Raw genomic sequence first — 26,731 nt, 5'->3', positions numbered from 1 at the left:
CGGATTGGATGCCCTGCGGTGTAGCACCAGGCAGGATCATTCCCTACGCCTGGCATGACAATGCCTGTGCGCACGCTGCGCGTTCGGCTTTGTGGATCAGCTAGAATGGCCTCCCCGTTTTCACCGAGCCTGCCATGACGCCCATCCAGCAACACGCCCAACTCGACTGGGATGAACAGGGTCGCCCGCGTTCGCGGGTGTTCGACGACGTGTATTTTTCCGATCAGTCGGGGCTGGATGAAACCCGCTACGTGTTCCTTGAACAGAACCAGCTGGCCGAGCGCTTCGCCGCGCTGCCCGAGGACGGGCGCCTGGTGATCGGCGAAACCGGGTTCGGCACCGGCCTGAACTTCCTCTGCGCCTGGCAGTTGTTCGAGCAGTGCGCACCGGCCGGGGCGCGGCTGCATTTCGTCAGCGTCGAGAAGTACCCCTTGAGCCCAGAGGACCTGCGTCGCGCCCTGGCCCTCTGGCCGCAGCTTCAAGCCCAGGCGCAGCAGTTACTGGACCACTACGTGGCCATCCACCAGGGTTTCCAACGCCTGGTGCTGGCGAATGGTCGCGTGACGCTAACCTTGTTGATCGGCGATGCGTTGGAACAACTTCCGCAACTGGATGCCCGCATCGACGCGTGGTTCCTCGACGGGTTTGCACCCGCCAGGAACCCCGAGATGTGGACGGCCGAGCTGTTCGCCGAACTGGCGCGGCTGGCGGCCCCGGGATCGACCCTCAGCACCTTCACCAGCACCGGTTGGGTTCGGCGGTTGCTGAACGCGGCAGGTTTCAAGATGAAACGCACGCCCGGCATCGGCCATAAATGGGAGATCCTGCGCGGCGTGTTCCTGGGCTGGCCGGAACAGACACCGGCGCCGTCCGCGGCAAAACCCTGGTACGCCCGCCCCGCGGCCCTCGGCGACGAGCGTCGGGCATTGGTGATCGGTGGCGGCCTGGCCGGTTGCGCCAGCGCCGCCAGCCTCGCCGCGCGGGGCTGGCAGGTGACGCTGCTGGAACGACACGCCGGGTTGGCCGAAGAGGCGTCGGGCAATCCGCAGGGCGTGCTGTACCTCAAGCTGTCGGCCCACGGCACCGCGCTGTCGCAGATGATCCTCAGCGGCTTCGGCTACACCCGCCGTCTGTTGGAGCACCTGCAACGGGGCGTCGACTGGGACGGCTGCGGCGTCCTGCAACTGGCCTTCAATCACAAGGAAGCCGAGCGCCAGGCGCAACTGGCCGAGGCGTTCCCCGCTGACTTGCTGCACCCCCTGGCGCAGCCCGAGGCACAAAGGCTGTCAGGTATCGGACTGGCCTGCGGTGGTCTGTTCTATCCCGAAGGCGGCTGGGTGCATCCGCCGGCGCTGTGCCGCTGGCAGGCCTCGGGCACCGCGATCGAGGTGCAAGCGCACCATGACGTGCTGCAATTGCGTCGCGTCGATGGCCAGTGGCAAGCGTGGGACGGTCAACGCTGCCTGGCCAGCGCGCCGGTGGTGATCCTCGCCAGTGCCGCCGAAATCAAGCGTTTCGAACCGGCCGCCGGATTGCCCCTCAAGCGCATTCGCGGGCAAATCACCCGGCTGCCGCAAACCGCGCGCAGCCAGGACCTGGCGACCGTGGTCTGCGCCGAAGGCTACGTGGCGCCGCCACGTCTGGGCGAGCACACCCTGGGCGCCAGCTTCGACTTCAACAGCGACGACCTGACCCCCACCGCTGCCGAACACGCCGGCAACCTGCAGATGCTCGAAGAAATTTCCGAGGACCTGCTCGAACGCCTCGGCGCCGCCACCCTGGACCCGCAACGGCTCGAAGGCCGCGCGGCGTTCCGCTGCACCAGCCCGGACTACCTGCCGATCGTAGGGCCCCTAGCTGACAGCCAGGCCTTCCACGAGGCTTATCACGCCCTGGGCAAAGACGCCCGGCAAGTGCCGGACATCTCCTGCCCCTGGCTCGGCGGCCTCTACGTCAACAGCGGCCACGGCTCGCGCGGCCTGATCACCGCGCCCCTGTCGGGCGAACTGATCGCCGCCTGGCTCGACGACGAACCCATGCCGCTGCCCCGAAGCGTGGCCGAGGCCTGCCACCCGAACCGGTTCGCGTTGCGAGCGTTGATTCGGGGCAAGGCCTGAACCACATAAGAATCCCTATGGAAGCCGTTGGCGACTCTCGAACGGAACGATGAATTCGTGAAAACGGCACTGGCCGTGATAAGCACCCCAGAATAAGCTCTATTCTGCCGTCAATGCAGATTCAGTCGGAGCTATCCAATATGCATCTCTAACCTCATCTAAAGCCTGCCATGGTTCAGGGCCGAACCTCGCATTTGGACAGCCGCCAGCCCCGTAGCTGGCCATGATGCATTGTGTAAAATCCTGCACGAACAGTAGAGTTCGCGCCACTGAATGGAGTTAGGGCATGGGCATGAATAAAATAATAAGGCTTATCGCACTGGCTGCGATTATCACAAGCGCTGCATGCAGCAAGCAGGATAACTTCAACACTTTGTCGCCAGGCGAGATGCTCAAGCCCATTTCCTTGCAAGCTCACAACAACCCTACGTGGGCAAGTTCTGACTCCCAGTACGAAAAATCGCAGAACCCTGCCAAATGGTCGCCTTATTTCTGGGCATCGAATGCAGCGGCGCTTCAGAGCATCGCCAATGACAAGCCTCGCCTTGAGGCGACGGTCAGGGCTCTGATGGATGAGATGAAGGCAAACTCGATTGTTGATAGCGATGGTAACTACCGAGTCATCTACCGGTTCCCATACGTCTTCGACAAGTACCCGATGTCGGCGCCTTGGTACTCGGCTTTCGGGAACGCGGCTATCGCTGTAGGCCTGATGCACATCAGGAACTCGACAGGGGACACATCGAACGATGGGTTGATTAATGAATACCTGGACACCATCGTCAAGAAGTATTCATACAAGACCCCTGAAGGAAACATATGGTTTGCTGAATACATCTCTGATGACCTCCCTGATGGCCATGTGAGCGTGATCAACGGTCACTTCTTCGTGGTAGCCGCCATGTATGAATGGAAGAGCATGAGTAAAACAAATCGGTACGACAGGCCAATATCCCAAGGATTGGATACCATGCGCGACGAGTTGCCAAAGTTCATTCAGGACGGATACTTCTCATACGCTGATGGTTTCAAACACATGAAGGATTATGGTCAGCAGCGTGCAGTAAACTTCGCTGTTGCTTCCTGCAAACTCCGCGACGAAATATGCCCCATTGCTGTTCGGTATCAGAAGCTCTTCAATGAATGGTCGAAGTGATGGTCCTGTCGTTGGCGGTTACCCCATAGCAGGCCCATCCGCCATTCCTGCACTGCCGGTCGCACCTGCGTCGGCGACCATCAGTGCAGGGGCAGTACCATTAGCCCCGCCAGCTTCTGCATCGGCGTCATGCGAGAGCCCGTCGGAGCCGTCCCGTCCGTCGGCTTATAACGCATCGATCTAAAACTCACAGCAATCCCACCGGTCAGTTTCAGAGTACCCGCCCTTTCGGCGGACGTTGCTTGACCCCTCCCCAACGGAAAAACCGGTAAGGACTTATGTGCGGATTAGCTGGAGAGTTACGTTTCGATCAACAACCTGCGGACCTTGCGGCCGTAGAGCGAATCACCCATCACCTGGCCCCGCGTGGCCCTGACGCATGGGGTTTCCATAGCCAGGGGCCGATTGCCCTGGGCCACCGTCGCCTGAAAATCATGGACCTGTCGGACGGCTCGGCGCAGCCGATGATCGACAATCAGTTGGGCCTGTCCCTGGCCTTCAACGGCGCCATCTACAACTTCCCGGAACTGCGCGCCGAGCTTGAAGCGCTGGGCTACGCCTTCCATTCCGGCGGCGACACCGAAGTGCTGCTCAAGGGCTATCACGCCTGGGGCGAGGCCCTGTTGCCCAAGCTCAACGGCATGTTTGCCTTCGCCATCTGGGAACGGGACGCCAAGCGGCTGTTCATCGCCCGCGACCGCCTCGGCGTCAAGCCGCTGTATCTGTCGCGTACCGGCCAGCGCTTGCGCTTTGCCTCGGCCTTGCCGGCCCTGCTCAAGGGCGGTGACATCAGCCCGATGCTCGACCCGGTGGCCTTGAACCATTACCTGAATTTCCATGCGGTGGTCCCCGCGCCTCGCACCCTGCTGGCCGGCGTCGAAAAACTGCCGCCGGCCACCTGGATGCGGGTCGAAGCCGACGGCACCACCGAGCAGAAAACCTGGTGGACCCTGCCCTACGGCCCCCACGCCGATGAGCAGAACCTGAACCTGGAAGACTGGATCGACCGCGTGCTCGACAGCACCCGCGAAGCCGTCGCCATCCGCCAACGCGCGGCCGTCGATGTGGGCGTGCTGTTGTCCGGCGGCGTCGATTCGAGCCTGTTGGTGGGGTTGCTGCGCGAAGTCGGCGTGGAAGACTTGTCCACCTTTTCCATCGGTTTCCAGGATGCCGGCGGCGAGCGCGGCGACGAATTCCAGTATTCGGACCTGATCGCCAAGCACTATGGCACCCGCCACCATCAGCTGCGCATCGACGAAAAAGAGATCATCGAACAACTGCCGGCGGCCTTCCGCGCCATGAGCGAACCGATGGTCAGCCACGACTGCATCGCCTTTTACCTGCTGTCGCGAGAAGTGGCCAAGCATTGCAAGGTGGTGCAAAGCGGCCAGGGTGCCGATGAACTGTTCGCCGGTTATCACTGGTACCCGCAAGTGGACGGCGCCAGCGACCCTTACGCAGCCTACCGTGCCGCATTCTTCGACCGTAGCTACGAGGAATACGCCGACACCGTGCAGCCTAAGTGGCTGACGGCCAATGACGCCGCCGGTGACTTCGTCAAGGAACATTTCGCCCAACCCGGCGCCGACGCCGCGGTCGACAAGGCGCTGCGCCTGGACAGCACAGTGATGCTGGTGGACGACCCGGTCAAGCGCGTCGACAACATGACCATGGCCTGGGGCCTGGAAGCGCGCACGCCGTTCCTCGACTACCGGTTGGTGGAGCTTTCGGCCCGGGTGCCGGCGAAGTTCAAGCTGCCCGACGGCGGCAAGCAGGTGCTCAAGGAAGCCGCCCGGCGCGTGATCCCCAGCGAGGTCATCGACCGCAAGAAGGGCTATTTCCCCGTGCCTGGGCTCAAGCACCTGGAAGGCGACACGCTGGCCTGGGTGCGCGAACTGCTGCTGGATCCGAGCCAGGATCGCGGCCTGTTCAACCCGGCCATGCTCGACCGCCTGCTCACCGACCCCAACGGCCAATTGACCCCGCTGCGCGGTTCGCGCCTGTGGCAACTGGCGGCGCTGAACCTGTGGCTCAGCGAGCAAGGAATCTGATTGATGAAACCCCACCCTACCGTTCACAACCAACGCCTCTTGCGGGGCCAGGCGCCTTCGTACGAACGTCTGCAGGCGCGCCTGGCCGAAGATGGCAGCGCAATGGGCGCCGACCCGATCGCCGTCCACTGCGGCTGGGGTCGGCTGCTGATCGGCCACACGTTCCCCGACCCGGCTTGCCTGGCCCAGGAACTGCTCAATGAGCAACCGGGCGAACGCGACATTGCCCTGTACGTCGCCGCGCCCCAGCAAGTCCTGGGGCTGGAACCGGCGCATCTGTTCCTCGACCCGTCCGACACCTTGCGCCTGTGGTTCAGCGATTATCGCCAGGCCACGCGGGTGTTCCGTGGGTTTCGCATCCGCCGGGCCCAAGGGGACGCCGACTGGCAAGCCATCAACCAGCTTTACCAGGCCCGCGGCATGTTGCCCATCGACCCGCAACGCTTGACCCCGCGTCACGAAGGCGGCCCGGTCTACTGGCTGGCCGAAGACGACGATACCGGCGCGGTGATCGGCAGCGTCATGGGCCTGAATCACCAGAAAGCCTTCAACGACCCGGAAAACGGCAGCAGCCTCTGGTGCCTCGCCGTGGACCCGCAATGCTCACGGCCAGGGGTTGGTGAAGTGCTGGTGCGCCATCTCATCGAGCATTTCATGAGCCGGGGCCTGAGCTACCTCGACCTGTCGGTGCTGCACGACAATCGCCTGGCGAAAAACCTCTACGCCAAGCTCGGTTTCCGCAACCTCTCGACCTTTGCCATCAAACGCAAGAACGGCATCAACCTGCCACTGTTCCTTGGCCCGGGTCCCGAGGCTCAGTTCAACCCTTATGCGCGGATCATTGTCGAGGAAGCCCACCGTCGCGGCATCGAGGTCCAGGTGGACGACGCCGAGGCAGGGTTGTTCACCCTGGTCCACGGCAGCCGCCGGGTGCGTTGCCGCGAATCCCTGAGTGACCTGACCAGCGCCATCAGCATGACCCTGTGCCAGGACAAGAGCCTGACCCACAAGGTGCTGAAGAACGCCGGCCTGAACCTGCCGGCGCAACAACTGGCGGGCAATGCCGACGACAACCTGGCGTTTCTCGACGAGCACGAACGGGTCGTGGTCAAGCCGCTGGACGGTGAACAAGGCCAGGGCGTGGCAGTGGACCTGCGCACCATTGAAGAAGTACAAGCCGCCATCGAAACGGCCCGGCAGTTCGACAGCCGGGTGCTGCTGGAAAGCTTCCACGAGGGGTTGGACCTGCGGATCCTGGTGATCGGTTTCGAAGTGGTGGCGGCCGCCATCCGGAGGCCGGCGGAAGTGATCGGCGACGGCCGTCACACCATCGGCGCCCTGATCGAAGCCCAGAGTCGCCGACGCCAGGCCGCCACGGGTGGCGAAAGCAAGATCCCGATGGATGCCGAGACCGAGCGCACGCTCAAGGCGGCGGGGTTCGACTACGACAGCGTCCTGCCGGCCGGAGAGCACCTGTTCGTGCGGCGCACGGCCAACCTTCATACCGGCGGGGTACTGGAAGACGTCACCGGCATCCTCCATCCGACCCTGGCCGATGCGGCGGTACGCGCCGCCCGAGCGTTGGACATTCCCATGGTCGGCCTTGACCTGCTGGTGCCGGCGGCCGACCAGCCCGACTATGTGTTCATCGAAGCCAACGAACGCGCCGGCCTGGCCAACCACGAACCGCAACCCACTGCCGAACGCTTTGTGGACCTGCTGTTTCCCCATAGCCAGGCGGTGGCCTGAGCACCGTTCACAGTGGCGAGGGGGCTTGCTCCCGCTGGGTCGCGGAGCGCCCCCCTTCGATGCGAATGTCCGGATTATTCAGGGCTGGAGCTGCGACCGCTTTGCGTTCGAACGAGAGCAAGCTCCCTCGCCACAAGGCTCTTCTGCCTAACCTTATCGTCCGAGAGGAGTTTCCATGATCAGCAAAATTCCCGAACCGAATCTCGAATACCTGCAAAAAGTCTTGCTGGAAATGCTCGCCATTCCCAGCCCGACCGGCTTCACCGACACCATCGTGCGCTACGTTGCCGAACGGCTCGAAGAGTTGGGTATCCCCTTTGAAATGACCCGTCGCGGCACCATCCGCGCCACCCTCAAGGGCCGCAAGAACAGCCCCGACCGCGCGGTGTCCGCGCACCTGGACACCATCGGCGCCTCGGTACGGGCCATCAAGGACAATGGACGCCTGACCTTGGCCCCGGTGGGCTGCTGGTCGAGCCGGTTTGCCGAGGGCAGCCGGGTCAGCCTGTTTACCGACACCGGCGTGATTCGCGGCAGCGTGCTGCCCTTGATGGCATCCGGGCATGCGTTCAACACCGCCGTGGATGAAATGCCCATCAGCTGGGACCACATCGAACTGCGCCTGGACGCCTACTGCACCACCCGCGCCGATTGCGAAACCCTGGGCGTGAGCGTTGGCGACTACGTGGCCTTCGACCCGTTGCCGGAGTTCACCGAAAGCGGTCACATCAGCGCCCGCCACCTGGATGACAAGGCCGGCGTCGCCGCGCTGCTGGCGGCACTCAAGGCCATTGTCGACAGCGGTGAAGAACTGCTGATCGACTGCCACCCGCTGTTCACCATCACCGAGGAAACCGGCAGCGGTGCAGCCGCCGCGCTGCCCTGGGACGTCAGCGAATTCGTCGGCATCGATATCGCGCCGGTCGCGCCCGGCCAGCAGTCGAGCGAACATGCGGTGAGCGTGGCCATGCAGGACTCCGGTGGCCCCTACGACTACCACCTGTCGCGGCACCTGCTGAAACTGGCCAAGGAGAACGAGCTGCCGGCCCGCCGGGACCTGTTCCGCTATTATTTCAGCGACGCCCACTCGGCCATCACCGCCGGCCACGACATTCGCACCGCCCTGCTGGCCTTCGGCTGCGACGCCACCCATGGCTACGAACGCACCCACATCGACAGCCTGGCCGCCCTCAGCCGCCTGCTCGGCGCCTACATCCTCAGCCCACCCGTGTTTGCCAGCGACGCGCAACCGGCCCAAGGCTCGCTGGACCGCTTCAGTCACCAGATCGAACACGATGCGCAGATGGAAAGCGATACCCGGGTGCCTTCGGTGGATAGCCTGCTGGGGCAACGGTCGGACAACTGAGTCGCCCGCCTTGCGGGGCGGCGTCAGCAAAACCGATTTCGCAAGCAAGCTCGCTCCCACAAAGGTTGCATGCCAATGTGATAGCGAGCTTGCTCGCGAAGCCGTCAGCGCCCCCCGGCAAGCCCCCCAAGGCTAGCCGCAAACGCCCGTTGGCCGTAGCATCGCCTCATTGTCTAGCCGAGGTACCCCATGCTGATTCCCCACGACCAACTCGAAGTCGACACACTCACCCGCCTGATCGAGGATTTCGTGACCCGCGACGGCACCGACAATGGCGACGACACGCCCCTCGAAACCCGCGTACTGCGCGTGCGGCAAGCGCTGACCAAGGGCCAGGCGATGATCGTGTTCGATCCCGAGAGCGAACAATGCCAACTGATGCTCAAGCACGACGTGCCCAAGCACCTATTCGACTGAACAGGCCTTGCGCTGGGCGTGGGCTTTTTTCTTCTGGATCTTTTCGTAGATTTCGGAGCGATGGACATCGATGTGTCGGGGCGCTTCGACGCCAAAACGCACGGTGCCGCCGGTGACCGACAGCACGCGAACGGAAATGTCGTCACCGATGGAAATCAGTTCGCCCACAGCGCGGCTTAGTACGAGCATGGTTCTTGTCCTTAAGAATGTCTGGACCTCGACCATGCCCGGCCTGATTCAGCTTCTCAAGGCTCCCACGACAAATCAGTAAGGCCCTACAAGCAAAGCACTTCGGGCTGACGGAAACGTCCTGCAAAACCTGTATAGCGGCGTTTATTTCAGGTCGCCGAGAAGCGTGGCCCGAACAGGATCACGCTCGCCCCCAGCACGCACAGCGCCACGCCGATCCAGTCCGAACCCAGCGGCCGCACCCGCTCCACCACGGCCAGCCAGCCAATCGAGGCGATGATGTAGATACCGCCGTAGGCGGCGTAGGCGCGACCGGCATAAGTGGCTTCGATGCGGGTCAGCAACAGGGCAAAGAGGGTCAGGCTGATCAGCGCCGGGGCGATCCACCAGGCGCTCTTGCCCTGGCGCAGCCACATCCAGAACGCGTAGCAACCGGCGATTTCAAACAGCGCGGCAAGAAAGAACCACAGGTAATTGAGCATGCAAATGTCCATCAGGAAGGCCGAATCGCGCCATCCTGAGGACACCGGGGCGCCAGGTCAACTCGGGTTCTGTCGAGCCTTGGCGCGCATCTTGTCGGCCATGACGGTCATTTCGTCGTAGAGCTTCTGCGGGGCCTGCTGCTTGAGCGCCCACGCCGCCCGCCCCTGCTCGTGGGGCAGGATCATGAACTGGCCCTGGGCGACGTGCTGGTAGATGTAATCGGCGATGTCGGCGGCGCTGATGGGCGAGCTCTCCAGCAGTTTGCCAACCTGGGCCTTCATGGCCGGTGTCGGCCCACGGAAGGAGTCGAGCAGGTTGGTCTGGAAGAACGACGGGCACACCACGTGCACGCCGATTTCCTGCTGGGCCAGCTCAACCAGCAGGCTTTCCGACAAGGCCACCACGCCGGCCTTGGCCACGTTGTAGTTGCTCATGGCCGGTCCTTGCATCAGCGCGGCCATGGAGGCGATGTTGATGATTTTGCCGCGGCTCTGCTCCAACAACGGCAAGAACGCCTTGCAGCCCTTGACCACGCCCATCAGGTTGATTGCGATCTGCCAGTCCCAGTCTTCCAGGGACAGTTCGCTGAAGAACCCGCCCGAGGCCACGCCCGCGTTATTGACGATGATGTCGATGCCGCCGAACTTCTCTTCGCAGGCCTGGGCGAAGGCCGTCAATTGGCTGTAGTCGCGCACATCGCAACGTTGGATGAAACCGTCGCCGCCTGCCTCGCGCACCAACCTCAGGGTTTCCACCAGGCCGGGCTCACTGACATCCGACAAGGCCAGGCGCCAGCCTTCGCGGGCCCAGCGCAACGCGATTTCGCGGCCCAGGCCGGAGCCGGCCCCAGTGATCATCATGCGATTTTGCATAGCAGACAGCCTTGTTGTTCCGGGAGAGATAGGCCGAGTGTAGCGAAGGACCCGGCCGTCCCCACGCTCCATCAGATTGCTGAATGGCGAGGGCAAACCATGGCGGGATGTGAAGGGACCCGTGGCGGCTTGCACACTTTGTAGCGGGTACTAAAAAACATTGAATTTTTTACAGGACGTTACGGTCGGACCTATTAAGCCGCCCGGATTTAATGCATGCGCGCTGGCAGTCAAAAGTTGCATCAACCCAGAACTGACCAATAAGGAAATCTACAATGGGCACAATTCTTATCATTATCCTGATCCTCCTGCTGATCGGTGGTCTGCCGGTCTTCCCGCACTCCAGAAGCTGGGGTTACGGCCCGTCCGGTATTATCGGTGTGGTGTTGGTGGTGCTGTTGGTCCTGCTACTACTGGGCAAGATATGAACCACTAAGAACAAAAAAAAGAGGCCCTCACGGGCCTCTTTTTTATGCTCGCCGATAATCAGTCCGGCTTGCCGTCGATAACACCGGCGGTGTTATCCAACAAGCTCTTGGTGGCCGTCTGCAGGAACGACTCGAGCTTGAGTTTCATCGCTGCGGTGTCCGGTGCATCCGGGACGATCTCCGCACGGGGGTTGGCACCCAGTTCGTAGCGATACATCTTTGGCGGCATTTCCTTTTCCTTCGGCAGCACCAGGATCTGGTCGTCCTTGATGATCGCCGTGGTCTGTTCGCTGCCCGATGGCTTGATCACGCCAAAACCGGTATCGCCCTGCGGCAGGTTCAAAAGGTCACGTCCCCAGCACTGGTTGCGCACCTGACCGCCGATCCGGCCCATGATGGTCGGCACGATATCGACCTGGGTACCCACGGTGTGGCTGCGCTGGCCGAACTTCTCCTGGACGCCCGGGCCGATCAGCAGCAACGGCACGTTGAAGCGGCCCAGGTCCATTTCGGTGATCTGGCGTTCGTTGCCGAAGCCATGGTCGCCCACCACCACAAACAGGGTTTCCTTGAAGTACGGTTCCTTGCGGGCCTTCTCGAAGAACTGGCCCAGGGCCCAGTCGGCGTAGCGCATGGCGGTCAGGTGTTCGTTCAGGCTGCCACGGTCGGTCACCCGCTCCACTGGCAACGGTGTCGGCAGCGCATACGGCGTGTGGTTCGACAGGGTCTGCAGCAAGGCGTAGAACGGCTTGCCGTTTTCCCGCGCCTTGAGCTCGATCAGGCCACGGTCGAACATGTCCTGGTCGGACACGCCCCAGGTCGGATCGGAGAACACCGGGTTGACGAAGTCGTTACGCCCGATGAAGTTGGTCATGCCCTGGCTGCTGAAGAACCCCGACTGGTTGTCCCAGGCAAAGTCGCCGTTGTAAACGTACACGTCGTCGTAGTCACGGGCACTGAGCAACTGCGGCAGGCCCGACAGCTTGTGGCTGCCTTCCGGCGTCTGCATCAGGTATTCGAAACCGGGCAGGTTCGGGAAGCACGCCATGGTGGCGAACATGCCCTGGTGGGTGTGGGTGCCGTTGGAGAAGAAGCGGTCGAACAGCAGGCCTTCCTTGGACAGCTTGTCCAGGTAAGGCGTGATGTTGCCCGATGCGCCCAGGGCGCCCACCGAGTGACCGGCCATGCTTTCCATGAGGATCACCACCACATTCTTGATGGGCAGCGTCTTGTCGGCCGGCGGCGTGTAGTCGCGGCGCACGGCGGCGGTCTCGGTGTCCACCAGCTTGTCGTCGGGCATGACCAGCATGTCGCGCACGGTCTGCTGGGCCAGCGGTTGTTCGAGGGTGGCTTTCCAGATGTTGTCACGGTCTTCGGACATCCGGCTCTTGGCCGCCGCCACCAGCGACAGCGTGCCGTTGAGGCCCAGCTGGTTGGCGAAGTTCGAGTCGGTGGTGTACACGTCGCCCCAACGCAGCGGCGGGCCCTGGCGCAGAGTGCCACGGGCGGCGACCACGGCCACCAGCAGGCAGACCATGAACACCGCTACACGTCCGTACCACGGGGCGATCTGGCGCGTGCCGATGCTGCCACCGCTGAACGGGCCGCGCGGACGGGTCGCCCGGTCGGCGCCCTTGAACGCCAGGCTCAGGATGATCGTGCCGCCGACCCAGGCCAGCAGGTAGCGCACCACCGGGAAGCCGTACCAGAGCATGCTCATCACGGTCTTCGGGTCTTCCTTTACATACTGGAAGACCAGGCCGTTGAGGCGCTGGTGGAATTCACGGTAGAAGTCCATCTCCATCAGGCCCAGGAACAAGGCGATGCTGGAGGTGACCGTCAGCCAGAAACGAAAGAACCCACGTGCCGCCATGGCCCTGGCGCTGAACAACGCCAGCAGCAATGGAATGCAGAGGTAGACCACCAGGCGCAGGTCGAATCGCAAGCCGTTGACGAACGCTTCGACAAAGGTAGAGGCCGGGGTGTCGAGGATCATCTCGCGGTTGTAGACCAGCAGCGCAACGCGCAGCAGGCTGAACATGACCATCATCACCAGGGCGCAAAGCAGGGTGTAGGCCAGGTGCGATTTGACGGTCGGTTGCAGCAGGCGATGCGTAGTGCGCTGCTGACTCAGGGCGTCCGGGATTGCCATGTCGTTTTAGGACCTATTGGAGTTTGAGTGACAAAAAGGAACAACGGCGCGCCCTCTGTTGGCCAATGCCTGGCCCCGGGGCTTGCGCGAGTGCGCAAATGTTTGCACGAACGGCCATGGCATTGCCATTAAATAACCGGCCGCGATAAAAGCGCGGGGGATTGTCCGCAAGGTTTTGTGAAAATTTTGTTCAATGAATATTCAGAAACACAAAATCCCCGGTGCTACGCATAGGCGAGACGGACTCATTGTGGCGAAGGAACTTGCTCGCGCGAAGCTGCGCGGCAGTCGCAAAACCGACCAAATGAGACATGCCTGATCAAGCGCGGTGACTGGATTGGGCTGCTTCGCCGCCCAGCGGGAGCAAGCTCCCTCGCCACAGAATGCACCTTTGCCTCAGAAAGCTCTCCCCAGAGGGATTCTTAGCGATTAGTGAAACTGCCGCCCCAACCCCGCCGGCACGCCTTCGATGGTGGTGTCTTCCCACGGGCCGTTCGGGCTGACGGAGCGGCTCCAGCCGTTGTTCCAGCGGTAGTAGGTGCGTTGGCGATAGAAGGTGTTGGTCTGGTTATCCAGCACATACACCCCCAGCTTGGCATCCCAATGGCTGTTGCCGCCCGGCGGCGGGGCGAAGCTGGCGGAGGTGCGTGGCACAGGCTTGGCCGGTTTGCTCGGGGTGGCCGGTTTGCCCGGCGGCGTGGACGGGCCAGGCTTGGTGGTCGGGGTCGACGGCGGAATCGGCGGCAGTGGCGTCGAAGGCTCCGGCGGACGCTGGACCGCACAAGCGCTCAGGCCCAGGACGAGCGTGAGCAAGGTGATGCGAGCGATGGCGGTCATGGTGCGAATTCCTGTTATTGGTCCGGGCTGTCGATGGTCAGGTGCTGCGACGCGGTGGTGCTGCTCGCCAGGGGTTGGCTGCGGCCGATCCATTCACCGGCGGTGGGTTGACCGGCACGGGAGATCCGCGCCACCAGTTGGACTTCAGGGAAGTTCGACAGTTTCAGCTGCGGCATCATCGCGTCCGCATCCCCCAGCTCTACGGTCACCGGCAGGTCGGCGACGGTCAGGCGCTTGGCCGCCAGCGGGGCCGGCGGGCCGGACGCGGCGCGGGCGAAGATGAACACGCTGTCGCCTGGCTGCACCTTGGCCTTGAGCGCCGGCGCCAGCTCGACACGCACCTTGAGCACGGCGGCCGCCTTGGCGGCAGGTGCCTGGGTCTGAGCCTGGGCCGGCGCAACCTGGCCGCCAGCGGCCTGAAGCTTCTCGGTGGCGCGGGCGATACCGCCCTGCAACGCCTCGCGGGACTTGTCACCCTCCGGTAGCTCCACCAACAGGCGGCTCCAGTAATCGATCGCGTCCTGGTAACGTTCGCCCTCGAACGCGGCGATGCCCAGCAGGCCGAGGCTGGTGACCTCCTTGGGATCGAGCTTCAGCGCTTCGTCGGTCAGGGCCTGGACCTGGTCCGACCATTTCTTGCCGTCGGCGAAGTACTGCGCCTGGGCCCACTGGCCCAGCAGTTCGGGTTGGCGGCCCGCCACCGCCACGGTGCGCTGGAAGATCTTCGCTGCATCCGCGGGCCGATCCTGGGCCATGTACGTACGGCCAAGGAAATACAGGCCCTCGGCGTTGTCCGGTTGCGCCGCCACCGCCCGCTCCAGGCGTTGGGTCATTTCTTCCATCGACTGCGGCGCCTGGGCGAACTCACGGGTCAGTTCGACCTTGTCGCTGGCACCGAAATGCAGGTACAGCCCCAAGCCCAGCAACGGTACCAGCACGGCGGCGAGCAACGGCAAGGGCTTGCCCAGGCGCGACTCGCGCGGCGCATCGGCGCCCTCGGTGTCGGCCAGCAGCTCACGGGCGGCTTCGGCGCGGCCGGTGTCCAACTGCGCGGCGTTGAGCACGCCCTCCTCCCGCTCGGCCTGCAGTTGAGCGACGCGCTCCTGGTACAGCGCCACGTTGAGCGCGGTACGGTCCTCTTCGCGCTGGGCACGGCGACCACGCAACACAGGAATCAACAGAAAACTCAGGGCAATCAGGAGCAGCAGACCTGCGGCGAGCCAGAAATCAATCATGCTTGGTTGTATCCAACAGTTGGTCGAGGCGCTGGCGCTCTTCGACGGAAAGCGTGTCCGGGGCGGCCGTACGCTGCACCCGACGGCGGCGAACGATCACGGCGATGACCACGAAGCCACCGAGCAACAGCCCGGCGGGGCCGAACCAGAGCAGCGCGGTCTTGGAGGACAAGGCGGGGTTGTAGCGCACGAACTCACCGTAGCGGTCCACCATGAAGTCGATGATCTGCTGGTTGTCCTTGCCCTCGCCGAGCATGCGGAAGATTTCCTTGCGCAGGTCAGCGGCAATCGGTGCGTTGGAGTCGGCGATGTCCTGGTTCTGGCACTTGGGGCAGCGCAGTTCCTTGGTCAGCTCGCGAAACCGCTCGCGCTCGCCCTCGTTGGCGAATTCGTACGTGTCGATGGCGGCGTGGGCCACCCCCACCAGGCTCAACCCGAGCATGGCGGCTGCCAGCCAGCGCCTCATGGCTTGGCCTCGTCAACCAGTGCCTGGTATTTGGCGGCCAACTTCTCGCGCCAGACCTGTTCGTCGATCACCCCGACAAACTTGTCGCGGATGATGCCCTTGGCGTCGATGAAGAAGGTTTCCGGCGCCCCATAGACCCCCAGGTTCAGGCCCAGGGAGCCCTCCTCGTCGCGAATATCCAACTGGTAAGGGTTATGGAACTCGGCGAGCCATTTCAGCGCGTCGGCGTTGACGTCCTTGTAATTGACGCCGTAGATCACCACGCCGTTCTGCGCCAGTTTGTTCAGCACCGGGTGCTCGACCCGGCAAGAGATGCACCAGGTGCCCCACACATTGACCAGCGCCGGCTTGCCCAGCAGGTCGGCGCGGGTCAGGGTCTTGTCACCCTGCACCGACGGCAGGGAAAACTCCGGGAACGGCTTGCCGATCATCGCCGAGGGCAGCTCGGCCGGGTTCAGGTAAAGCCCCCGGTACAGAAACACCGCCACCACCAGGAACAGCGCCAGCGGCAACACCATCATCCAACGTCTCATGCAGTGGCTCCCGTCACGCCCAGGGCTTCGCGCACCCGGGTTTTCACCTTGACCCGATAACGCCGATCCAGCGCCGCCAGGACCCCGCCAAGACCGGTGAGCAGGCCACCGAACCAGATCCAGCGCACGAACGGCTTGACGTGCACCCGCACGGCCCAGGCGCCATCGCCCAGGGATTCACCCAGTGCCACATACAGGTCGCGGGTGAAACCGGCATCGATGCCGGCCTCGGTCATCACCGAGTTCTGCACGGTGTACAGGCGTTTTTCCGGGTGCAGGACCGTCACTTCCCGGCCGTCGCGAATGACCCGCACGGTGCCTTTGTCGGAGGTGAAGTTCGGGCCTTCGAAATGCTTGGCGCCCTCGAACACGAACTGATACCCGGCCAGCTCCATGGACTCTCCCGGGGCCAGGCGCAGGTCGCGCTCGGCGCTGTTCTGGCTGGACAGCACCACGCCCAGGGCGCAGACGGCGATGCCCAGGTGGGCGATCTGCATGCCCCAGTAGCTGCGGGTCAGGGTTGGCAGGCCCTTGACCAGGCCTTTGTGGCGGGTCTTGTCGAGAATGTCTCGGACACCGGCCAGCAGCACCCAGGCCGCCAGCACGAAAGTGGCCAGCACCGCCCAGTTGAAGTCGCCATAGGCCACCCCGGCCACCACGGCCAGGGCCGCCGTGCCCAGCAGCACCGGCGTCAGCATGCCCAGCAACCACTTGACCGGCGTGTCTTTCCAGCGCACCAGTACGCCGATGGCCATCACCACCATCAGGATCCCCATCAGCGGGATGAACAAGGCGTTGAAGTACGGCGGACCGACCGACAGCTTGGCCCCGGACAACGCATCGAGCACCAGCGGGTACAGCGTCCCCAGCAGGATCATCGACGCGGCCACCACCAGCACCAGGTTGTTGCCCAGCAACAGGGTTTCCCGCGACCAGAGGTTGAAGCCCACCTGGCTTTTCACCACCGGCGCGCGCAGGGCGAACAACGTCAGCGAACCACCGACCACGCACAAAAGGAACATCAGGATGAACACACCGCGCTCAGGGTCCGAGGCGAAGGCATGCACCGACGTCAGGACACCGGAGCGCACCAGGAACGTCCCAAGCAGGCTCAAGGAGAACGCCGCAATGGCCAGCAGCACGGTCCAGCTCTTGAACACGCCGCGTTTTTCAGTGACGGCCAGGGAATGGATCAGTGCCGTGCCCACCAGCCAGGGCATGAACGAGGCGTTTTCCACCGGGTCCCAGAACCACCAGCCGCCCCAGCCGAGTTCGTAGTAGGCCCACCACGAACCGAGGGTGATGCCGATGCCGAGGAAGGCCCACGCGACAATGGTCCAGGGCCGCGACCAGCGGGCCCAGGCGGCATCCAGGCGTCCGCCGAGCAAGGCCGCGATGGCGAAGGCGAAGGCCACGGAGAAGCCGACGTACCCCATGTACAGCATGGGTGGGTGCACGATCAGGCCGATGTCTTGCAACAGCGGATTGAGGTCGCGGCCATCGCTGGGCATCTGCGGCAAGATTCGCTCGAACGGGTTGGAGGTGACGATCAGGAACAGCAGGAAGCCGGTACTGATCATGCCCATCACCGCCAGTACCCGGGCCAGCATCACCTGGGGCAACTGCCGGGAGAACACCGAGACGGCGAAGGTCCAGCCGGCCAGGATCAATGCCCAGAGCAGCAGCGAACCTTCATGGGCACCCCACACCGCACTGAACTTGTAATACCAGGGCAACGCGCTGTTGGAGTTGCTGGCGACGTAGGCCACGGAAAAATCGTCGGTCATGAAGGCGTAGGTCAGGCAACCGAAGGCGAACACCATGAAGGCGAACTGGCCCCACGCCGCCGGCTGGGCCAGGCTCATCCACAGGCGGTCGCCGCGCCAGGCACCGAGCAACGGCACCACGGCCTGCACCAGGGCAAAGCACAGGGCCAGGATCATCGCCAGGTGGCCCAACTCGGGAATAAAGATACCGGTGCTCATCGATCAGCCCTCCTTCACGGGAGCAGGCGCCGACTGACCGCTGTCTTTCAGGGCCTTGGTCACTTCCGGCGGCATGTATTTTTCATCGTGCTTGGCCAGCACTTCATCGGCCACCACCACGCCACTGGCGTTGAGCTTGCCCAGGGCGACGATGCCCTGCCCCTCGCGGAACAGGTCCGGGAGAATGCCGCGATAGGTGATGGTGACGGTCTTGTTGAAATCAGTGACGTTGAAGGTCACGTCCAGCGAATCCCCGGAACGCACCAGCGACCCCTTTTCCACCATGCCACCGGCGCGGATGCGTGTGTCATGGGGCGCTTCGCCGTTGGCAATCTGGGTCGGGGTGTAGAACAGATTGATGTTCTGCTGCAAGGCACTGAGCGCCAGGCCGACCGCGGCACCGACACCCACCAGGATCGCCAGAATGATGACAAGACGTTTTTTGCGCAGCGGATTCACTGACCGTTCTCCCGGCGCAGACGACGCGCCTCCTGTTGCAGATACCGCTTGCGGGCCAGGATCGGCACCGCCACGTTGAGGGCCAGTACCGCCAGGCAAATGCCATAGGCTGACCAGACATACAGGCCATGATGGCCCATGGCGAGGAAATCGCCGAATGAAGCGAAACTCATCGAGCGGCCTCCAGGCTGTTCTGTACTTCGGCCTTCACCCAACTGGCGCGGGCTTCGCGCTTGAGCACTTCGAGGCGCATCCGCAGCAGCAGCACCGCACCGAAGAAACAATAGAACCCCAGCACCGTCAGCAGCAGCGGCAGCCACATTTCCACCGGCATCGCCGGCTTTTCGGTGAGGGTGAACGTCGCGCCCTGGTGCAGGGTGTTCCACCACTCCACCGAGTACTTGATGATCGGGATGTTGATCACGCCGACGATCGCCAGCACCGCGCACGCCTTGGCGGCGCTGTCACGATTGCTGATGGCGTTGCCCAGCGCAATAAGACCGAAGTACAGGAACAGCAGGATCAGCATCGACGTCAGTCGGGCATCCCAGACCCACCATGAACCCCAGGTCGGCTTGCCCCAGATGGCACCGGTGACCAGCGCAACGGCGGTCATCCAGGCGCCGATGGGCGCCGCGCATTGCAGGGCCACGTCGGCCAGCTTCATCTTCCACACCAGCCCGACCACCCCGCACACCGCCAGCATCACGTAGACGGACTGGGCCAGCATCGCCGTGGGCACATGAATGTAGATGATGCGGAAGCTGTTGCCCTGCTGGTAATCCGGCGGGGCGAAGGCCAGGCCCCAGACGATGCCGGAACCGATCAGCAGCAGAGCGGCGATGCTCAGCCAGGGCAGCAGCCTGCCGCTGATGCCATAGAACCACTTGGGTGAGCCGAGCTTGTGAAACCAGGTCCAGTTCATTGCTGTTTCCATCACGGTTGCGGCTCGCCATCACGAACCGCCGGGGCGGCCTTGACTTCCAGGGAAGTGGTCAGTTTTTGACCAGGCCTCATTATTATTCGCCGACGCTGATCTTCAGGCCAGCGGCTATTGCAAAGGGTGTCAGGGTTATCGCCAGGGCGGTCAGGCTTCCAAGCCACAGCAGATAACCCGTCGCCGGCATGCCCTGCAAGGCCGCCTGCAAGGCGCCACTGCCGAGGATCAACACCGGGATATACAGCGGCAGGATCAACAATGCCAGCAGCAGGCCGCCGCGCTTCAAACCCACCGTCAACGCCGCGCCCACCGCACCGAGCAAGCTCAGCACCGGCGTACCCAGCAGCAGCGACACCAGCAGCACCGGCATGCACGCGCTGGGCAAGCCAAGCATCATGGCCAGCAGCGGCGAGAGCAGCACCAGCGCCAACCCGGAAAAAACCCAGTGTGCCAGTACCTTGGCCAAAACCAGAAGGGCCAGGGGGTGCGACGAAAGGACCCACTGTTCGAGGGAACCGTCCTCGAAATCACTGCGGAAAAGCCCGTCCAGCGAGAGCAGGACCGATAAAAGCGCGGCCACCCAGACCAGTCCTGGCGACAAGGTTTGCAACAATTGAGTCTCCGGGCCGACGGCCAACGGGAACAATGCAATCACGATCGCGAAGAACACCAGCGGATTGGCCAATTCGGCCGGACGACGAAACAACAGCCGCGCCTCACGGGCCAACAACAAACCGAACACACTCATACCGCCCAGGTCCCCAGGTCAATGCTGCGATAACCGGATGGCATCCGCGCCAGCGTGTGGTGAGTGGTCAACAGCACCGTGCCACCGCGCTCGCAGTGTCCGGCCAGGTGTTCCTCGAGCTGCGCCACGCCCTGCTTGTCCAGGGCGGTGAAGGGTTCGTCGAGGATCCACAGCGGCGGGCTGTCTAGATACAGCCGGGCCAGGGCCACGCGACGCTGCTGGCCGGCGGACAGGGTGTGACACGGTACGTCTTCAAAACCGCGCAAGCCCACCGTGGCCAACGCCTGCCAGATCGCCTCGCGTCCGGCCGGGCGATGCAAGGCGCAGAGCCAACTGAGGTTTTCTTCCGGGGTGAGCAGATCCTTGATCCCGGCGGCATGGCCGATCCAGAGCAGGTTGCGCGCCAGTTCGCTGCGCTGGCTCTGCAACGGCTGGCCATTGAGCAGCACCTGGCCGGCGGTGGGCTGCATCAACCCGGCCAGCAGCCGCAGCAAGCTGGTCTTGCCGCTGCCGTTGGGGCCACTGACCTGCACCATATCGCCGGGCGAGAGTCTCAATTCGAGATGTTCGAACAGCAGCCGCAAGTCTCGCTCACAAGCGAGGCCGACGGTTTGCAAAAGAGGACTGGTCAAGGGATCGCGGGCCTTATACGGTTCAAGTCGGCGGTGCAGCGGCCGTTAAAGAGATGCAGCATAGATGCATTGACGGCCTGTTCCACAGAGCTGCGTCAAACAATTGCAAGGTTTTCGCCACTCCCTGTAAGACGGGCGGCATTATACATGTCGTGCCCTGCGCGAAAGAGGGCTTTTTCCCAAGGTAAGACTGCTGATGACAGGTGACATGAACATTCAGCCGCTGCCTCAGCCCACGGCGACGACGCGTACGCCCGTGGTCAGTGGCGAGCTGCTCAAACTGCTGACGCCGGTCGAGGGCCTGATCGGTGCCGGCCAGACGGCGAGTGCCGAAGTCCTTTCGCTCAAGCAGGCCGACCAGACATTCCAGCTATTGCTCAAGGTCACCCTGGAAAGCGGCCGCCAGACCACGGTCCAGGCCACCAGCATGCAGCCGCTGCCCCAGGGCACCAGCCTGGCCGTGACCCAGCCCTCGGCCACCAACCTGGCCGTGACGGTGCAACAGGCCATCGCCTCCAGCGTCGCCACCCTGACCCGCATCGACACCGCGCAAATGCCGGTCGGGACCCTGCTGCAAGGCAAGGTGCTGACCAGCCAGGCCCTGCCGCAACTGCCGGGGCAGCCGGTGGTGTACCGGTCGTTGGTGAGCCTGCTCAACACCGCTCAGGCAGGTGCCACCCTCGACATCGACAGCCCGCAGCCGCTGCGCATCGGCACACTGTTGAGTGCCCAGGTGCAAGACGCCCAGACCCTGAAGTTCGTGCCATTGAGCAACCACCAGGAGCAACTGGCGGTAAGCCAGCAACTGGCCACCCAAGTGAGCCGCCAAGGCTCGCTGGACAGCCTGATCAGCGCCTTGCAGAACCTCCCGACCACTGACGACACCGGTGCCGAGCTGCGCGCAGCCGTGACGCGGCTGTTGGCCGGCCTGCCGGATGTCCAGCAATTGAGCACGCCCAAAGGCCTGGCCCAGGCCATGGTGGCCAGTGGGGTGTTCCTGGAAAGCAAACTGCTTGCCGGGCCGCCGCTGGGTCCGGCGGCGGACATGAAAGGCGACCTGTTGAAGCTGATCGCCCAACTGACCCCGTCGCTGCCCGCCTCCACCAACCTGGGCGCCATCATCGCCGCCAACACCTTGGCCCAGGCCTTGCCCACCTTTGTGCGCAGCGCCCTGGGAATGCTCGGCCAGGTCAGCGCCAAGCCGCAACCGACCAATTTCCCCCTACCCTCGCGGCTGCTGAAGGAGCAGGATGACGAAGGCGACCTCGAGCACCTGCTGCGACTGGCCGCCGCTGCCGTGTCGCGCCTGCAAAGCCATCAGTTGTCGAGCCTGGAACAAACGGGGCTGACCCCCGACGGCAGGCTGATGAGCACCTGGCAACTGGAGATCCCCATGCGCAACCTGCAGGACATCGTGCCCTTGCAGGTCAAGTTTCAGCGCGAGGAAACCCCGCCTCGGGAACAACCTGACGAGCGCCGGGAAGAACGTGAACCGAAGCAGCAACTCTGGCGGGTCGAACTGGCGTTCGACATGGAGCCGCTGGGCCCCTTGCAGGTCCAGGCCCAACTGCTCAGCGGTAGCCTGTCGAGCCAGTTGTGGGCGCAGCGGCCGTACACCGCGAGCCTGATCGAGAGCAACCTGGCAACCTTGCGTGAACGCCTGCTGGACTGCGGCTTGAACGTCAGCGACCTGGACTGCCACCTCGGCATCCCGCCCCAAGGGCCCAAGACCCGACTCGAACAACGCTGGGTGGACGAAACCGCATGACAACCCACACCGAACCGCGCCAGGCCATCGCCCTCAAGTACGACGGCCACCACGCCCCGACCCTCACCGCCAAGGGCGACGAAGCCCTGGCCGAGGAAATCCTGCGGATCGCCCGGGACAGCGAAGTACCGATCTATGAAAATGCCGAATTGGTGAAACTGCTGGCCAGGCTGGAACTGGGCGACAGCATCCCGGAGGAGCTGTACCGCACGATCGCCGAGATCATCGCGTTCGCCTGGAACCTGAAAGGCAAGTTCCCCAAGGGCTACGACCCGAATGCACCGAGCCTCGAGAAAGATGTGACGGAGCGCGGGGACGACTACTGATCGACCGTGTACTGATCGACCGTGGCGAGGGCGCTTGCTCCCGCTCCGCCGGGCTGGCGCTCCAGTGCGCAGCAGCCGCAAAAAAGCGAGGGCCGCTGCGCTGCCCTGCGGCAACGAGCGCCTCGCCATGGTGATGGTGCTGGGCGCCGAACGGCTCAGCCGCCCTTGTGCAACTTGCTCATCAACTCCGCTTCGGCCTGGGTCAGGCCGCAGGCTTGGGTCAGTTCGTCGATGCTGGCACCCATGCCTACCAGGCGGGCGGCTTGGGCGAACGAGAGGGTGGAAGGGTCACGCTGCTCCAGCTGGGCGAGTTTGTCCGGCAACGGCGCGACCACGGCCCGCAGCTCATGGAGCGCTTCGCCCATGCGCACGGTGCCGTTCTGATAGTCGTCGACGCGCTTGGCCAGCTCCTTGATGCGCTGGTCACGCAGCGCATCGCCTTGGGCCTGCTGAGCAGCAACTTGTCGCTGGTCGCGTATGTACGCCACGAACATTGCCAGCGTGCCTGCCCAAAACAGGAACAGGACAATGACTGCTACCTCAAGAATCAAATCAGATACTCTCCAGTTCCGACCACTCTTCTTCGCTCATCATTTTTTCCAGCTCGACCAGGATTAGCAACTCATTGTTCTTGTTGCAGACGCCCTGGATGAACTTGGCCGACTCTTCGTTACCGACGTTAGGCGCGGTTTCGATTTCCGACTGACGCAAGTAAACCACTTCGGCCACGCTGTCGACCAGGATACCGACCACTTGCTTGTCAGCCTCGATGATCACGATACGGGTGTTGTCGTTGACCTCGGTGGAATTCAGGCCGAAACGCTGGCGGGTGTCGATCACCGTGACCACGTTGCCGCGCAGGTTGATGATCCCCAGCACGTAGCTTGGCGCACCCGGAACCGGAGCGATCTCGGTATAGCGCAGCACTTCCTGGACCCGCATCACGTTGATGCCATAGGTTTCGTTATCGAGCTTGAAGGTCACCCATTGCAAAATCGGATCTTCGGAACCCTTGAGAGACGACGCCTTATCATTCATACCCTGACCCCTCGAAAAACCGCCTTGTGGCGGCGTGTATTCTGTCCAGCGACGCTGTGCGCCACCGGTTGTGTTATTTCGGTTTCTGGACCGGCAGGCTGCCATCCAGGTGTTTTGCCCCGCCGCTGGCGATCAGCTCTGCCAGCTCGGAAACGTCCAGCAAGGCGCACATGTGCTCGATCACCGTACCGGCCAGCCATGGCCGTTGCCCTCGATGACTGCGCCACTTGATCTCGTTCGGATCCAGGCGCAGCGAACGGCTGACCTGGTGCACCGCCAACCCCCACTCGTACCCCTGCACCGAAATCACGTATTGCAGGCCCTGGCGAAAATCGTCGCGATAACGGTCCGGCATCACCCAGCGCGCGGTATCGAGCACCTTCAGGTTACCGGCCTGGCTCGGCAGGATCCCAAGGAACCATTGCGGCTGGCCAAACAACGGCGTCAATTCCTGCCCGGCCAGGGAGTAGATCGACCCCAGGCACACCAGCGGCACCGCCAGGGTCAACCCGGCCACATCGAACAACAGGCACTCGAACGGCTCGGCGGCCCAGCTCGGGCGGTCATCGGTCGGCTCCGGCGGCGGCGGGCTGCTCGGCGGCAGGTGGACTTCCACCACCGGCGTCACCAGCCCCTGCAACAGCGGTGCAACCGTCGACACCGGCGCAAGGATCGGCGCGGGTGCGTCCATGACCTTCAGCGACGGCTTGACGAACGGTGCCTCGACCGCTGCGGCAACCACCGACGTACGGGCGTCACGAGCCTGCTCTTCGAGCACGGCCGCTTGAAACTCATCCAGCACACCTTCGGCTTCGACAGGCTCGGGCTCGGGCAACGCCTCGATCACACTCGGCGACGGTGGTAATTCTTCGGTCGCTTCCTGCAACAGCCCGTCCAGGTAGGACTGCAGGGCCAGTTGGGGACGCGAGGTCGTCTTTATCGGGCGGTTCATTGGAAAAGTCCGCCACTTGAAAAGGTTATCGGCATGAATGCTGTAGGACTTGAGCGCTCACGAGTCGGCGCAATGCCTGTAGGAAACCTCGTCACGTTAAGCCACCTGCTGCGAAACGAGTTGCTGGGCCAACAAGTGCTTGAGCAGCGCCCGGTAAGCCAGCACACCGCGGCTCTTGCCATCGAACTGCGACGGGGTCACGCCGACGCGGCTGGCGTCCCGCAAGCGCGTATCGACGGGGATGTAGCCTTGCCAGATGTCATCCGGGTACTTGTCCCGCAGAACGCGCAGCGTCCCCAGGGACGCCTGGGTACGGCGGTCGAACAGGGTCGGCACGATGTTGAACGCCAGCGATTGCTTGCGTGAGCGGTTGACCATCGCCAACGTATTGACCATGCGCTCCAGGCCCTTGACCGCCAGGTGCTCGGTTTGCACCGGGATCACCAATTGCTGGCTCGCGGCCAAGGCGTTGACCATCAACAGGCCCAGCAACGGCGGGCTGTCGATGATGGCGTAATCGAAATCCTGCCACAGCTGCGCCAGACTCTTGGCGATCACCAGGCCCAGGCCACTCTGGCCCGGCGACTGGCGCTCCAGCGTGGCCAGGGCGGTGCTCGATGGCAACAGCGAGATGCTTTCGTGGCTGGTGGACAACAGCAACTGCCCCGGCAAGCCCTCGGGCACGGTGCCCTTGTGCAGGAACAGGTCGAAGTTGCTGTGCTCCAGGCTATCGGGATCGTAGCCGAAATAGCTGGTCATCGAGCCATGGGGGTCCAGGTCGACGATGACCACGCGCTTGCCCGCCTCGGCCAGCAAGCCAGCTAGAGCGATGGAAGATGTGGTTTTACCCACACCACCTTTTTGATTGGCGACTGCCCAGACTCTCATTCGGATCGTTCCTCCCGGCCGAAACAGGCTCGACCGAGAAATAGCTCGGTTATAAAGCGGGTGACGGAGAATTGACGGCGCTCCGCTGTCCCGGCGACTTGACCGCAGCCGGTGCAGTTTGTGTGCCAGCACGCTTCAACGCCGCATCCGGTGTTGCGTTGGCCGTCCCTGTACCGGTCAGGCTACGGCGCACATCAAGGTTGCGCGACACCACCAGCACCACGCGACGGTTGCGCGCACGGCCTTCGGCGGTGGCGTTGTTGGCCACCGGCTGGAACTCGCCATAGCCCACCGACGCCAGGCGACCGGGGTTCACGCCCTGCATCGCCAGCATGCGGACAATGCTGGCCGAACGGGCCGAGGACAGCTCCCAGTTGGTCGGGTACTGCGCGGTCCGGATCGGCTGGTCGTCCGTAAAGCCTTCGACATGGACCGGGTTGTCGAACGGCTTCAGGATCGCCGCCACCTTGTCGATGATGTTGAAGGCCATGTCGCTGGGCATTGCGTCGCCGCTGCCGAACAACAGGCTGGAATTGAGTTCGATCTCGACCCACAACTCGTTGCCGCGCACGGTCATCTGATTGGAATTGATCAGGTCACCGAATGCCGCGCTGATGTCGTCGGCAATGCTTTTCAATGGATCGCTGCCACCGGCGATGCCGGCATCGACCTGCTCGGAATCCTTGACCAGCGGCTGGGCCGGGGTCGTGGTCTTGGGCCGCTCTTCGCCAATGGGGATGGGCTTGAGGGCGCGATCAGAGTCGGTGAAGACGCCGATCAGGGCCTCGGAAATGACCTTGTACTTGCCTTCGTTGACCGACGAGATCGAATACATGACCACGAAAAAGGCGAACAGCAGCGTGATGAAGTCAGCGTAGGAAACCAGCCAGCGTTCATGGTTGACGTGTTCTTCAGTGTGCCTGCGACGGGCCATGGTCCATTAC

The 26,731-nt window shown here is 63.3% G+C and carries 28 protein-coding genes; 9 read left to right on the top strand and 19 right to left on the bottom strand.

The window, feature by feature from the left end; all coding sequences use genetic code 11:
• Nucleotides 1-134 precede the first annotated feature (134 nt).
• From mnmC to V3H56_RS07970, 6 genes are all read left to right on the top strand, one after another.
• The gene (mnmC, locus tag V3H56_RS07995) at nt 135-2,117 is read left to right on the top strand and encodes a bifunctional tRNA (5-methylaminomethyl-2-thiouridine)(34)-methyltransferase MnmD/FAD-dependent 5-carboxymethylaminomethyl-2-thiouridine(34) oxidoreductase MnmC (RefSeq protein ID WP_338474429.1); all 1,983 of its coding nucleotides are present in this window, start codon (nt 135-137) and stop codon (nt 2,115-2,117) included.
• Nucleotides 2,118-2,403: 286 nt separating this feature from the next.
• Nucleotides 2,404-3,273: a D-glucuronyl C5-epimerase family protein gene (locus tag V3H56_RS07990; RefSeq protein ID WP_047737604.1), complete on the top strand. Its 870-nt coding sequence runs from the start codon at nt 2,404-2,406 to the stop codon at nt 3,271-3,273.
• 278 nt (nt 3,274-3,551) lie between these two features.
• Entirely contained in the window at nt 3,552-5,324 is a 1,773-nt protein-coding gene (locus V3H56_RS07985; RefSeq protein WP_338474428.1) for an N-acetylglutaminylglutamine amidotransferase, read from the top strand.
• Nucleotides 5,325-5,327: 3 nt separating this feature from the next.
• Nucleotides 5,328-7,073 (top strand): N-acetylglutaminylglutamine synthetase, encoded by a 1,746-nt coding sequence (gene ngg / locus V3H56_RS07980; RefSeq protein ID WP_047737608.1) that lies wholly within the window; start codon nt 5,328-5,330, stop codon nt 7,071-7,073.
• A gap of 178 nt (nt 7,074-7,251) precedes the next feature.
• Complete coding sequence (locus tag V3H56_RS07975; protein WP_212803863.1) at nt 7,252-8,439, top strand: osmoprotectant NAGGN system M42 family peptidase; 1,188 nt, start codon at nt 7,252-7,254, stop codon at nt 8,437-8,439.
• A 189-nt stretch (nt 8,440-8,628) separates the two neighbouring features.
• Nucleotides 8,629-8,856 (top strand): YheU family protein, encoded by a 228-nt coding sequence (locus V3H56_RS07970; RefSeq protein WP_024778700.1) that lies wholly within the window; start codon nt 8,629-8,631, stop codon nt 8,854-8,856.
• Here V3H56_RS07970 and csrA read toward each other — a convergent pair.
• The 3 genes from csrA to V3H56_RS07955 all read right to left on the bottom strand — a co-directional run bounded on the left by csrA (nt 8,845) and on the right by V3H56_RS07955 (nt 10,400).
• Nucleotides 8,845-9,045 carry a carbon storage regulator CsrA gene (gene csrA, locus V3H56_RS07965; RefSeq protein ID WP_042730428.1) on the bottom strand — a complete coding sequence of 67 codons (201 nt, stop codon included), beginning with the start codon at nt 9,043-9,045 and terminating at the stop codon, nt 8,845-8,847. The two genes, V3H56_RS07970 and csrA, sit on opposite strands and share 12 nt — an antisense overlap.
• Nucleotides 9,046-9,194: 149 nt before the next feature.
• Nucleotides 9,195-9,527, bottom strand: a complete 333-nt coding sequence (locus V3H56_RS07960) for a YnfA family protein (protein WP_042730434.1) — start codon at nt 9,525-9,527, stop codon at nt 9,195-9,197.
• A gap of 57 nt (nt 9,528-9,584) precedes the next feature.
• Nucleotides 9,585-10,400, bottom strand: a complete 816-nt coding sequence (locus V3H56_RS07955; RefSeq protein WP_042730427.1) for an SDR family oxidoreductase — start codon at nt 10,398-10,400, stop codon at nt 9,585-9,587.
• A gap of 275 nt (nt 10,401-10,675) precedes the next feature.
• Between V3H56_RS07955 and V3H56_RS07950 the strand changes: the two genes are divergently transcribed.
• Nucleotides 10,676-10,828 (top strand): DUF3309 family protein, encoded by a 153-nt coding sequence (locus V3H56_RS07950; RefSeq protein ID WP_003183939.1) that lies wholly within the window; start codon nt 10,676-10,678, stop codon nt 10,826-10,828.
• 58 nt (nt 10,829-10,886) lie between these two features.
• Here the strand turns inward: V3H56_RS07950 and V3H56_RS07945 are convergent, their stop codons facing one another.
• The 11 genes from V3H56_RS07945 to ccmA all read right to left on the bottom strand — a co-directional run bounded on the left by V3H56_RS07945 (nt 10,887) and on the right by ccmA (nt 20,815).
• The gene (locus V3H56_RS07945; RefSeq protein ID WP_042730426.1) at nt 10,887-12,980 is read right to left on the bottom strand and encodes an LTA synthase family protein; all 2,094 of its coding nucleotides are present in this window, start codon (nt 12,978-12,980) and stop codon (nt 10,887-10,889) included.
• Nucleotides 12,981-13,409: 429 nt separating this feature from the next.
• Nucleotides 13,410-13,817, bottom strand: a complete 408-nt coding sequence (locus tag V3H56_RS07940) for a hypothetical protein (protein WP_042730425.1) — start codon at nt 13,815-13,817, stop codon at nt 13,410-13,412.
• Between the two features lie 14 nt (nt 13,818-13,831).
• Nucleotides 13,832-15,052 carry a c-type cytochrome biogenesis protein CcmI gene (gene ccmI / locus V3H56_RS07935; RefSeq protein ID WP_053146502.1) on the bottom strand — a complete coding sequence of 407 codons (1,221 nt, stop codon included), beginning with the start codon at nt 15,050-15,052 and terminating at the stop codon, nt 13,832-13,834.
• Nucleotides 15,045-15,518, bottom strand: a complete 474-nt coding sequence (locus tag V3H56_RS07930) for a cytochrome c-type biogenesis protein (protein WP_013973856.1) — start codon at nt 15,516-15,518, stop codon at nt 15,045-15,047. The genes ccmI and V3H56_RS07930 overlap by 8 nt, the downstream gene beginning before the upstream one ends.
• Nucleotides 15,515-16,051, bottom strand: a complete 537-nt coding sequence (locus V3H56_RS07925) for a DsbE family thiol:disulfide interchange protein (RefSeq protein ID WP_053146500.1) — start codon at nt 16,049-16,051, stop codon at nt 15,515-15,517. Before V3H56_RS07925 ends, V3H56_RS07930 begins: the two co-directional genes overlap by 4 nt.
• Nucleotides 16,048-18,036, bottom strand: coding sequence for a heme lyase CcmF/NrfE family subunit (locus V3H56_RS07920; RefSeq protein ID WP_123578562.1), 1,989 nt, complete (start codon nt 18,034-18,036; stop codon nt 16,048-16,050). The genes V3H56_RS07925 and V3H56_RS07920 overlap by 4 nt, the downstream gene beginning before the upstream one ends.
• Before the next feature lie 3 nt (nt 18,037-18,039).
• Nucleotides 18,040-18,495 carry a cytochrome c maturation protein CcmE gene (ccmE, locus tag V3H56_RS07915; protein WP_042729136.1) on the bottom strand — a complete coding sequence of 152 codons (456 nt, stop codon included), beginning with the start codon at nt 18,493-18,495 and terminating at the stop codon, nt 18,040-18,042.
• The gene (gene ccmD / locus V3H56_RS07910; protein ID WP_042729135.1) at nt 18,492-18,668 is read right to left on the bottom strand and encodes a heme exporter protein CcmD; all 177 of its coding nucleotides are present in this window, start codon (nt 18,666-18,668) and stop codon (nt 18,492-18,494) included. The genes ccmE and ccmD overlap by 4 nt, the downstream gene beginning before the upstream one ends.
• Nucleotides 18,665-19,420 (bottom strand): heme ABC transporter permease, encoded by a 756-nt coding sequence (locus V3H56_RS07905; RefSeq protein ID WP_042729134.1) that lies wholly within the window; start codon nt 19,418-19,420, stop codon nt 18,665-18,667. Before V3H56_RS07905 ends, ccmD begins: the two co-directional genes overlap by 4 nt.
• A gap of 94 nt (nt 19,421-19,514) precedes the next feature.
• Nucleotides 19,515-20,183 (bottom strand): heme exporter protein CcmB, encoded by a 669-nt coding sequence (gene ccmB, locus V3H56_RS07900; protein WP_042729133.1) that lies wholly within the window; start codon nt 20,181-20,183, stop codon nt 19,515-19,517.
• Nucleotides 20,180-20,815 carry a cytochrome c biogenesis heme-transporting ATPase CcmA gene (ccmA, locus tag V3H56_RS07895; RefSeq protein ID WP_047737618.1) on the bottom strand — a complete coding sequence of 212 codons (636 nt, stop codon included), beginning with the start codon at nt 20,813-20,815 and terminating at the stop codon, nt 20,180-20,182. Before ccmA ends, ccmB begins: the two co-directional genes overlap by 4 nt.
• A gap of 196 nt (nt 20,816-21,011) precedes the next feature.
• On the opposite strand from ccmA, the gene V3H56_RS07890 reads away from it, so the two are divergent.
• Both V3H56_RS07890 and V3H56_RS07885 read left to right on the top strand, forming a co-directional pair.
• Nucleotides 21,012-22,583, top strand: a complete 1,572-nt coding sequence (locus V3H56_RS07890) for a flagellar hook-length control protein FliK (RefSeq protein ID WP_047737620.1) — start codon at nt 21,012-21,014, stop codon at nt 22,581-22,583.
• Nucleotides 22,580-22,909: an EscU/YscU/HrcU family type III secretion system export apparatus switch protein gene (locus V3H56_RS07885; protein ID WP_042729130.1), complete on the top strand. Its 330-nt coding sequence runs from the start codon at nt 22,580-22,582 to the stop codon at nt 22,907-22,909. Before V3H56_RS07890 ends, V3H56_RS07885 begins: the two co-directional genes overlap by 4 nt.
• 155 nt (nt 22,910-23,064) lie before the next feature.
• On the opposite strand, the gene V3H56_RS07880 is transcribed toward V3H56_RS07885, so the two are convergent.
• The 5 genes from V3H56_RS07880 to motD all read right to left on the bottom strand — a co-directional run bounded on the left by V3H56_RS07880 (nt 23,065) and on the right by motD (nt 26,721).
• The gene (locus V3H56_RS07880) at nt 23,065-23,460 is read right to left on the bottom strand and encodes a DUF2802 domain-containing protein (protein WP_042729129.1); all 396 of its coding nucleotides are present in this window, start codon (nt 23,458-23,460) and stop codon (nt 23,065-23,067) included.
• Between the two features lies 1 nt (nt 23,461).
• Entirely contained in the window at nt 23,462-23,947 is a 486-nt protein-coding gene (locus V3H56_RS07875; protein ID WP_024778681.1) for a chemotaxis protein CheW, read from the bottom strand.
• A 73-nt stretch (nt 23,948-24,020) separates the two neighbouring features.
• Nucleotides 24,021-24,899, bottom strand: coding sequence for a CheW domain-containing protein (locus V3H56_RS07870; RefSeq protein ID WP_042729128.1), 879 nt, complete (start codon nt 24,897-24,899; stop codon nt 24,021-24,023).
• Between the two features lie 96 nt (nt 24,900-24,995).
• On the bottom strand, nt 24,996-25,787 hold the full coding sequence (locus V3H56_RS07865; RefSeq protein WP_042729127.1) for a ParA family protein: 792 nt from the start codon (nt 25,785-25,787) through the stop codon (nt 24,996-24,998).
• Nucleotides 25,788-25,836: 49 nt separating this feature from the next.
• Nucleotides 25,837-26,721 (bottom strand): flagellar motor protein MotD, encoded by an 885-nt coding sequence (gene motD, locus V3H56_RS07860; RefSeq protein ID WP_042729126.1) that lies wholly within the window; start codon nt 26,719-26,721, stop codon nt 25,837-25,839.
• Between the last annotated feature and the right edge of the window lie 10 nt (nt 26,722-26,731).

It is taken from the genome of Pseudomonas sp. MS646 (assembly GCF_036693845.1).
In the GTDB taxonomy this organism is placed as follows: Bacteria; Pseudomonadota; Gammaproteobacteria; order Pseudomonadales; family Pseudomonadaceae; genus Aquipseudomonas; species Aquipseudomonas chlororaphis_E.
This window is presented reverse-complemented; position numbering and strand designations above follow the sequence as displayed.

Bases quoted from the DNA above. Each gene is read 5' to 3' on its own strand.
- mnmC (WP_338474429.1), top strand. From the start codon at position 135: ATGACGCCCATCCAGCAACACGCCCAACTCGACTGGGATGAACAGGGT.
- V3H56_RS07990 (WP_047737604.1), top strand. From the start codon at position 2,404: ATGGGCATGAATAAAATAATAAGGCTTATCGCACTGGCTGCGATTATC.
- V3H56_RS07985 (WP_338474428.1), top strand. From the start codon at position 3,552: ATGTGCGGATTAGCTGGAGAGTTACGTTTCGATCAACAACCTGCGGAC.
- ngg (WP_047737608.1), top strand. From the start codon at position 5,328: ATGAAACCCCACCCTACCGTTCACAACCAACGCCTCTTGCGGGGCCAG.
- V3H56_RS07970 (WP_024778700.1), top strand. From the start codon at position 8,629: ATGCTGATTCCCCACGACCAACTCGAAGTCGACACACTCACCCGCCTG.
- csrA (WP_042730428.1), bottom strand. From the start codon at position 9,045: ATGCTCGTACTAAGCCGCGCTGTGGGCGAACTGATTTCCATCGGTGAC.
- V3H56_RS07960 (WP_042730434.1), bottom strand. From the start codon at position 9,527: ATGCTCAATTACCTGTGGTTCTTTCTTGCCGCGCTGTTTGAAATCGCC.
- V3H56_RS07955 (WP_042730427.1), bottom strand. From the start codon at position 10,400: ATGCAAAATCGCATGATGATCACTGGGGCCGGCTCCGGCCTGGGCCGC.
- V3H56_RS07950 (WP_003183939.1), top strand. From the start codon at position 10,676: ATGGGCACAATTCTTATCATTATCCTGATCCTCCTGCTGATCGGTGGT.
- V3H56_RS07945 (WP_042730426.1), bottom strand. From the start codon at position 12,980: ATGGCAATCCCGGACGCCCTGAGTCAGCAGCGCACTACGCATCGCCTG.
- V3H56_RS07940 (WP_042730425.1), bottom strand. From the start codon at position 13,817: ATGACCGCCATCGCTCGCATCACCTTGCTCACGCTCGTCCTGGGCCTG.
- ccmI (WP_053146502.1), bottom strand. From the start codon at position 15,052: ATGATTGATTTCTGGCTCGCCGCAGGTCTGCTGCTCCTGATTGCCCTG.
- V3H56_RS07930 (WP_013973856.1), bottom strand. From the start codon at position 15,518: ATGAGGCGCTGGCTGGCAGCCGCCATGCTCGGGTTGAGCCTGGTGGGG.
- V3H56_RS07925 (WP_053146500.1), bottom strand. From the start codon at position 16,051: ATGAGACGTTGGATGATGGTGTTGCCGCTGGCGCTGTTCCTGGTGGTG.
- V3H56_RS07920 (WP_123578562.1), bottom strand. From the start codon at position 18,036: ATGAGCACCGGTATCTTTATTCCCGAGTTGGGCCACCTGGCGATGATC.
- ccmD (WP_042729135.1), bottom strand. From the start codon at position 18,668: ATGAGTTTCGCTTCATTCGGCGATTTCCTCGCCATGGGCCATCATGGC.
- V3H56_RS07905 (WP_042729134.1), bottom strand. From the start codon at position 19,420: ATGAACTGGACCTGGTTTCACAAGCTCGGCTCACCCAAGTGGTTCTAT.
- ccmB (WP_042729133.1), bottom strand. From the start codon at position 20,183: ATGAGTGTGTTCGGTTTGTTGTTGGCCCGTGAGGCGCGGCTGTTGTTT.
- V3H56_RS07890 (WP_047737620.1), top strand. From the start codon at position 21,012: ATGACAGGTGACATGAACATTCAGCCGCTGCCTCAGCCCACGGCGACG.
- V3H56_RS07885 (WP_042729130.1), top strand. From the start codon at position 22,580: ATGACAACCCACACCGAACCGCGCCAGGCCATCGCCCTCAAGTACGAC.
- V3H56_RS07875 (WP_024778681.1), bottom strand. From the start codon at position 23,947: ATGAATGATAAGGCGTCGTCTCTCAAGGGTTCCGAAGATCCGATTTTG.
- V3H56_RS07870 (WP_042729128.1), bottom strand. From the start codon at position 24,899: ATGAACCGCCCGATAAAGACGACCTCGCGTCCCCAACTGGCCCTGCAG.
- V3H56_RS07865 (WP_042729127.1), bottom strand. From the start codon at position 25,787: ATGAGAGTCTGGGCAGTCGCCAATCAAAAAGGTGGTGTGGGTAAAACC.
- motD (WP_042729126.1), bottom strand. From the start codon at position 26,721: ATGGCCCGTCGCAGGCACACTGAAGAACACGTCAACCATGAACGCTGG.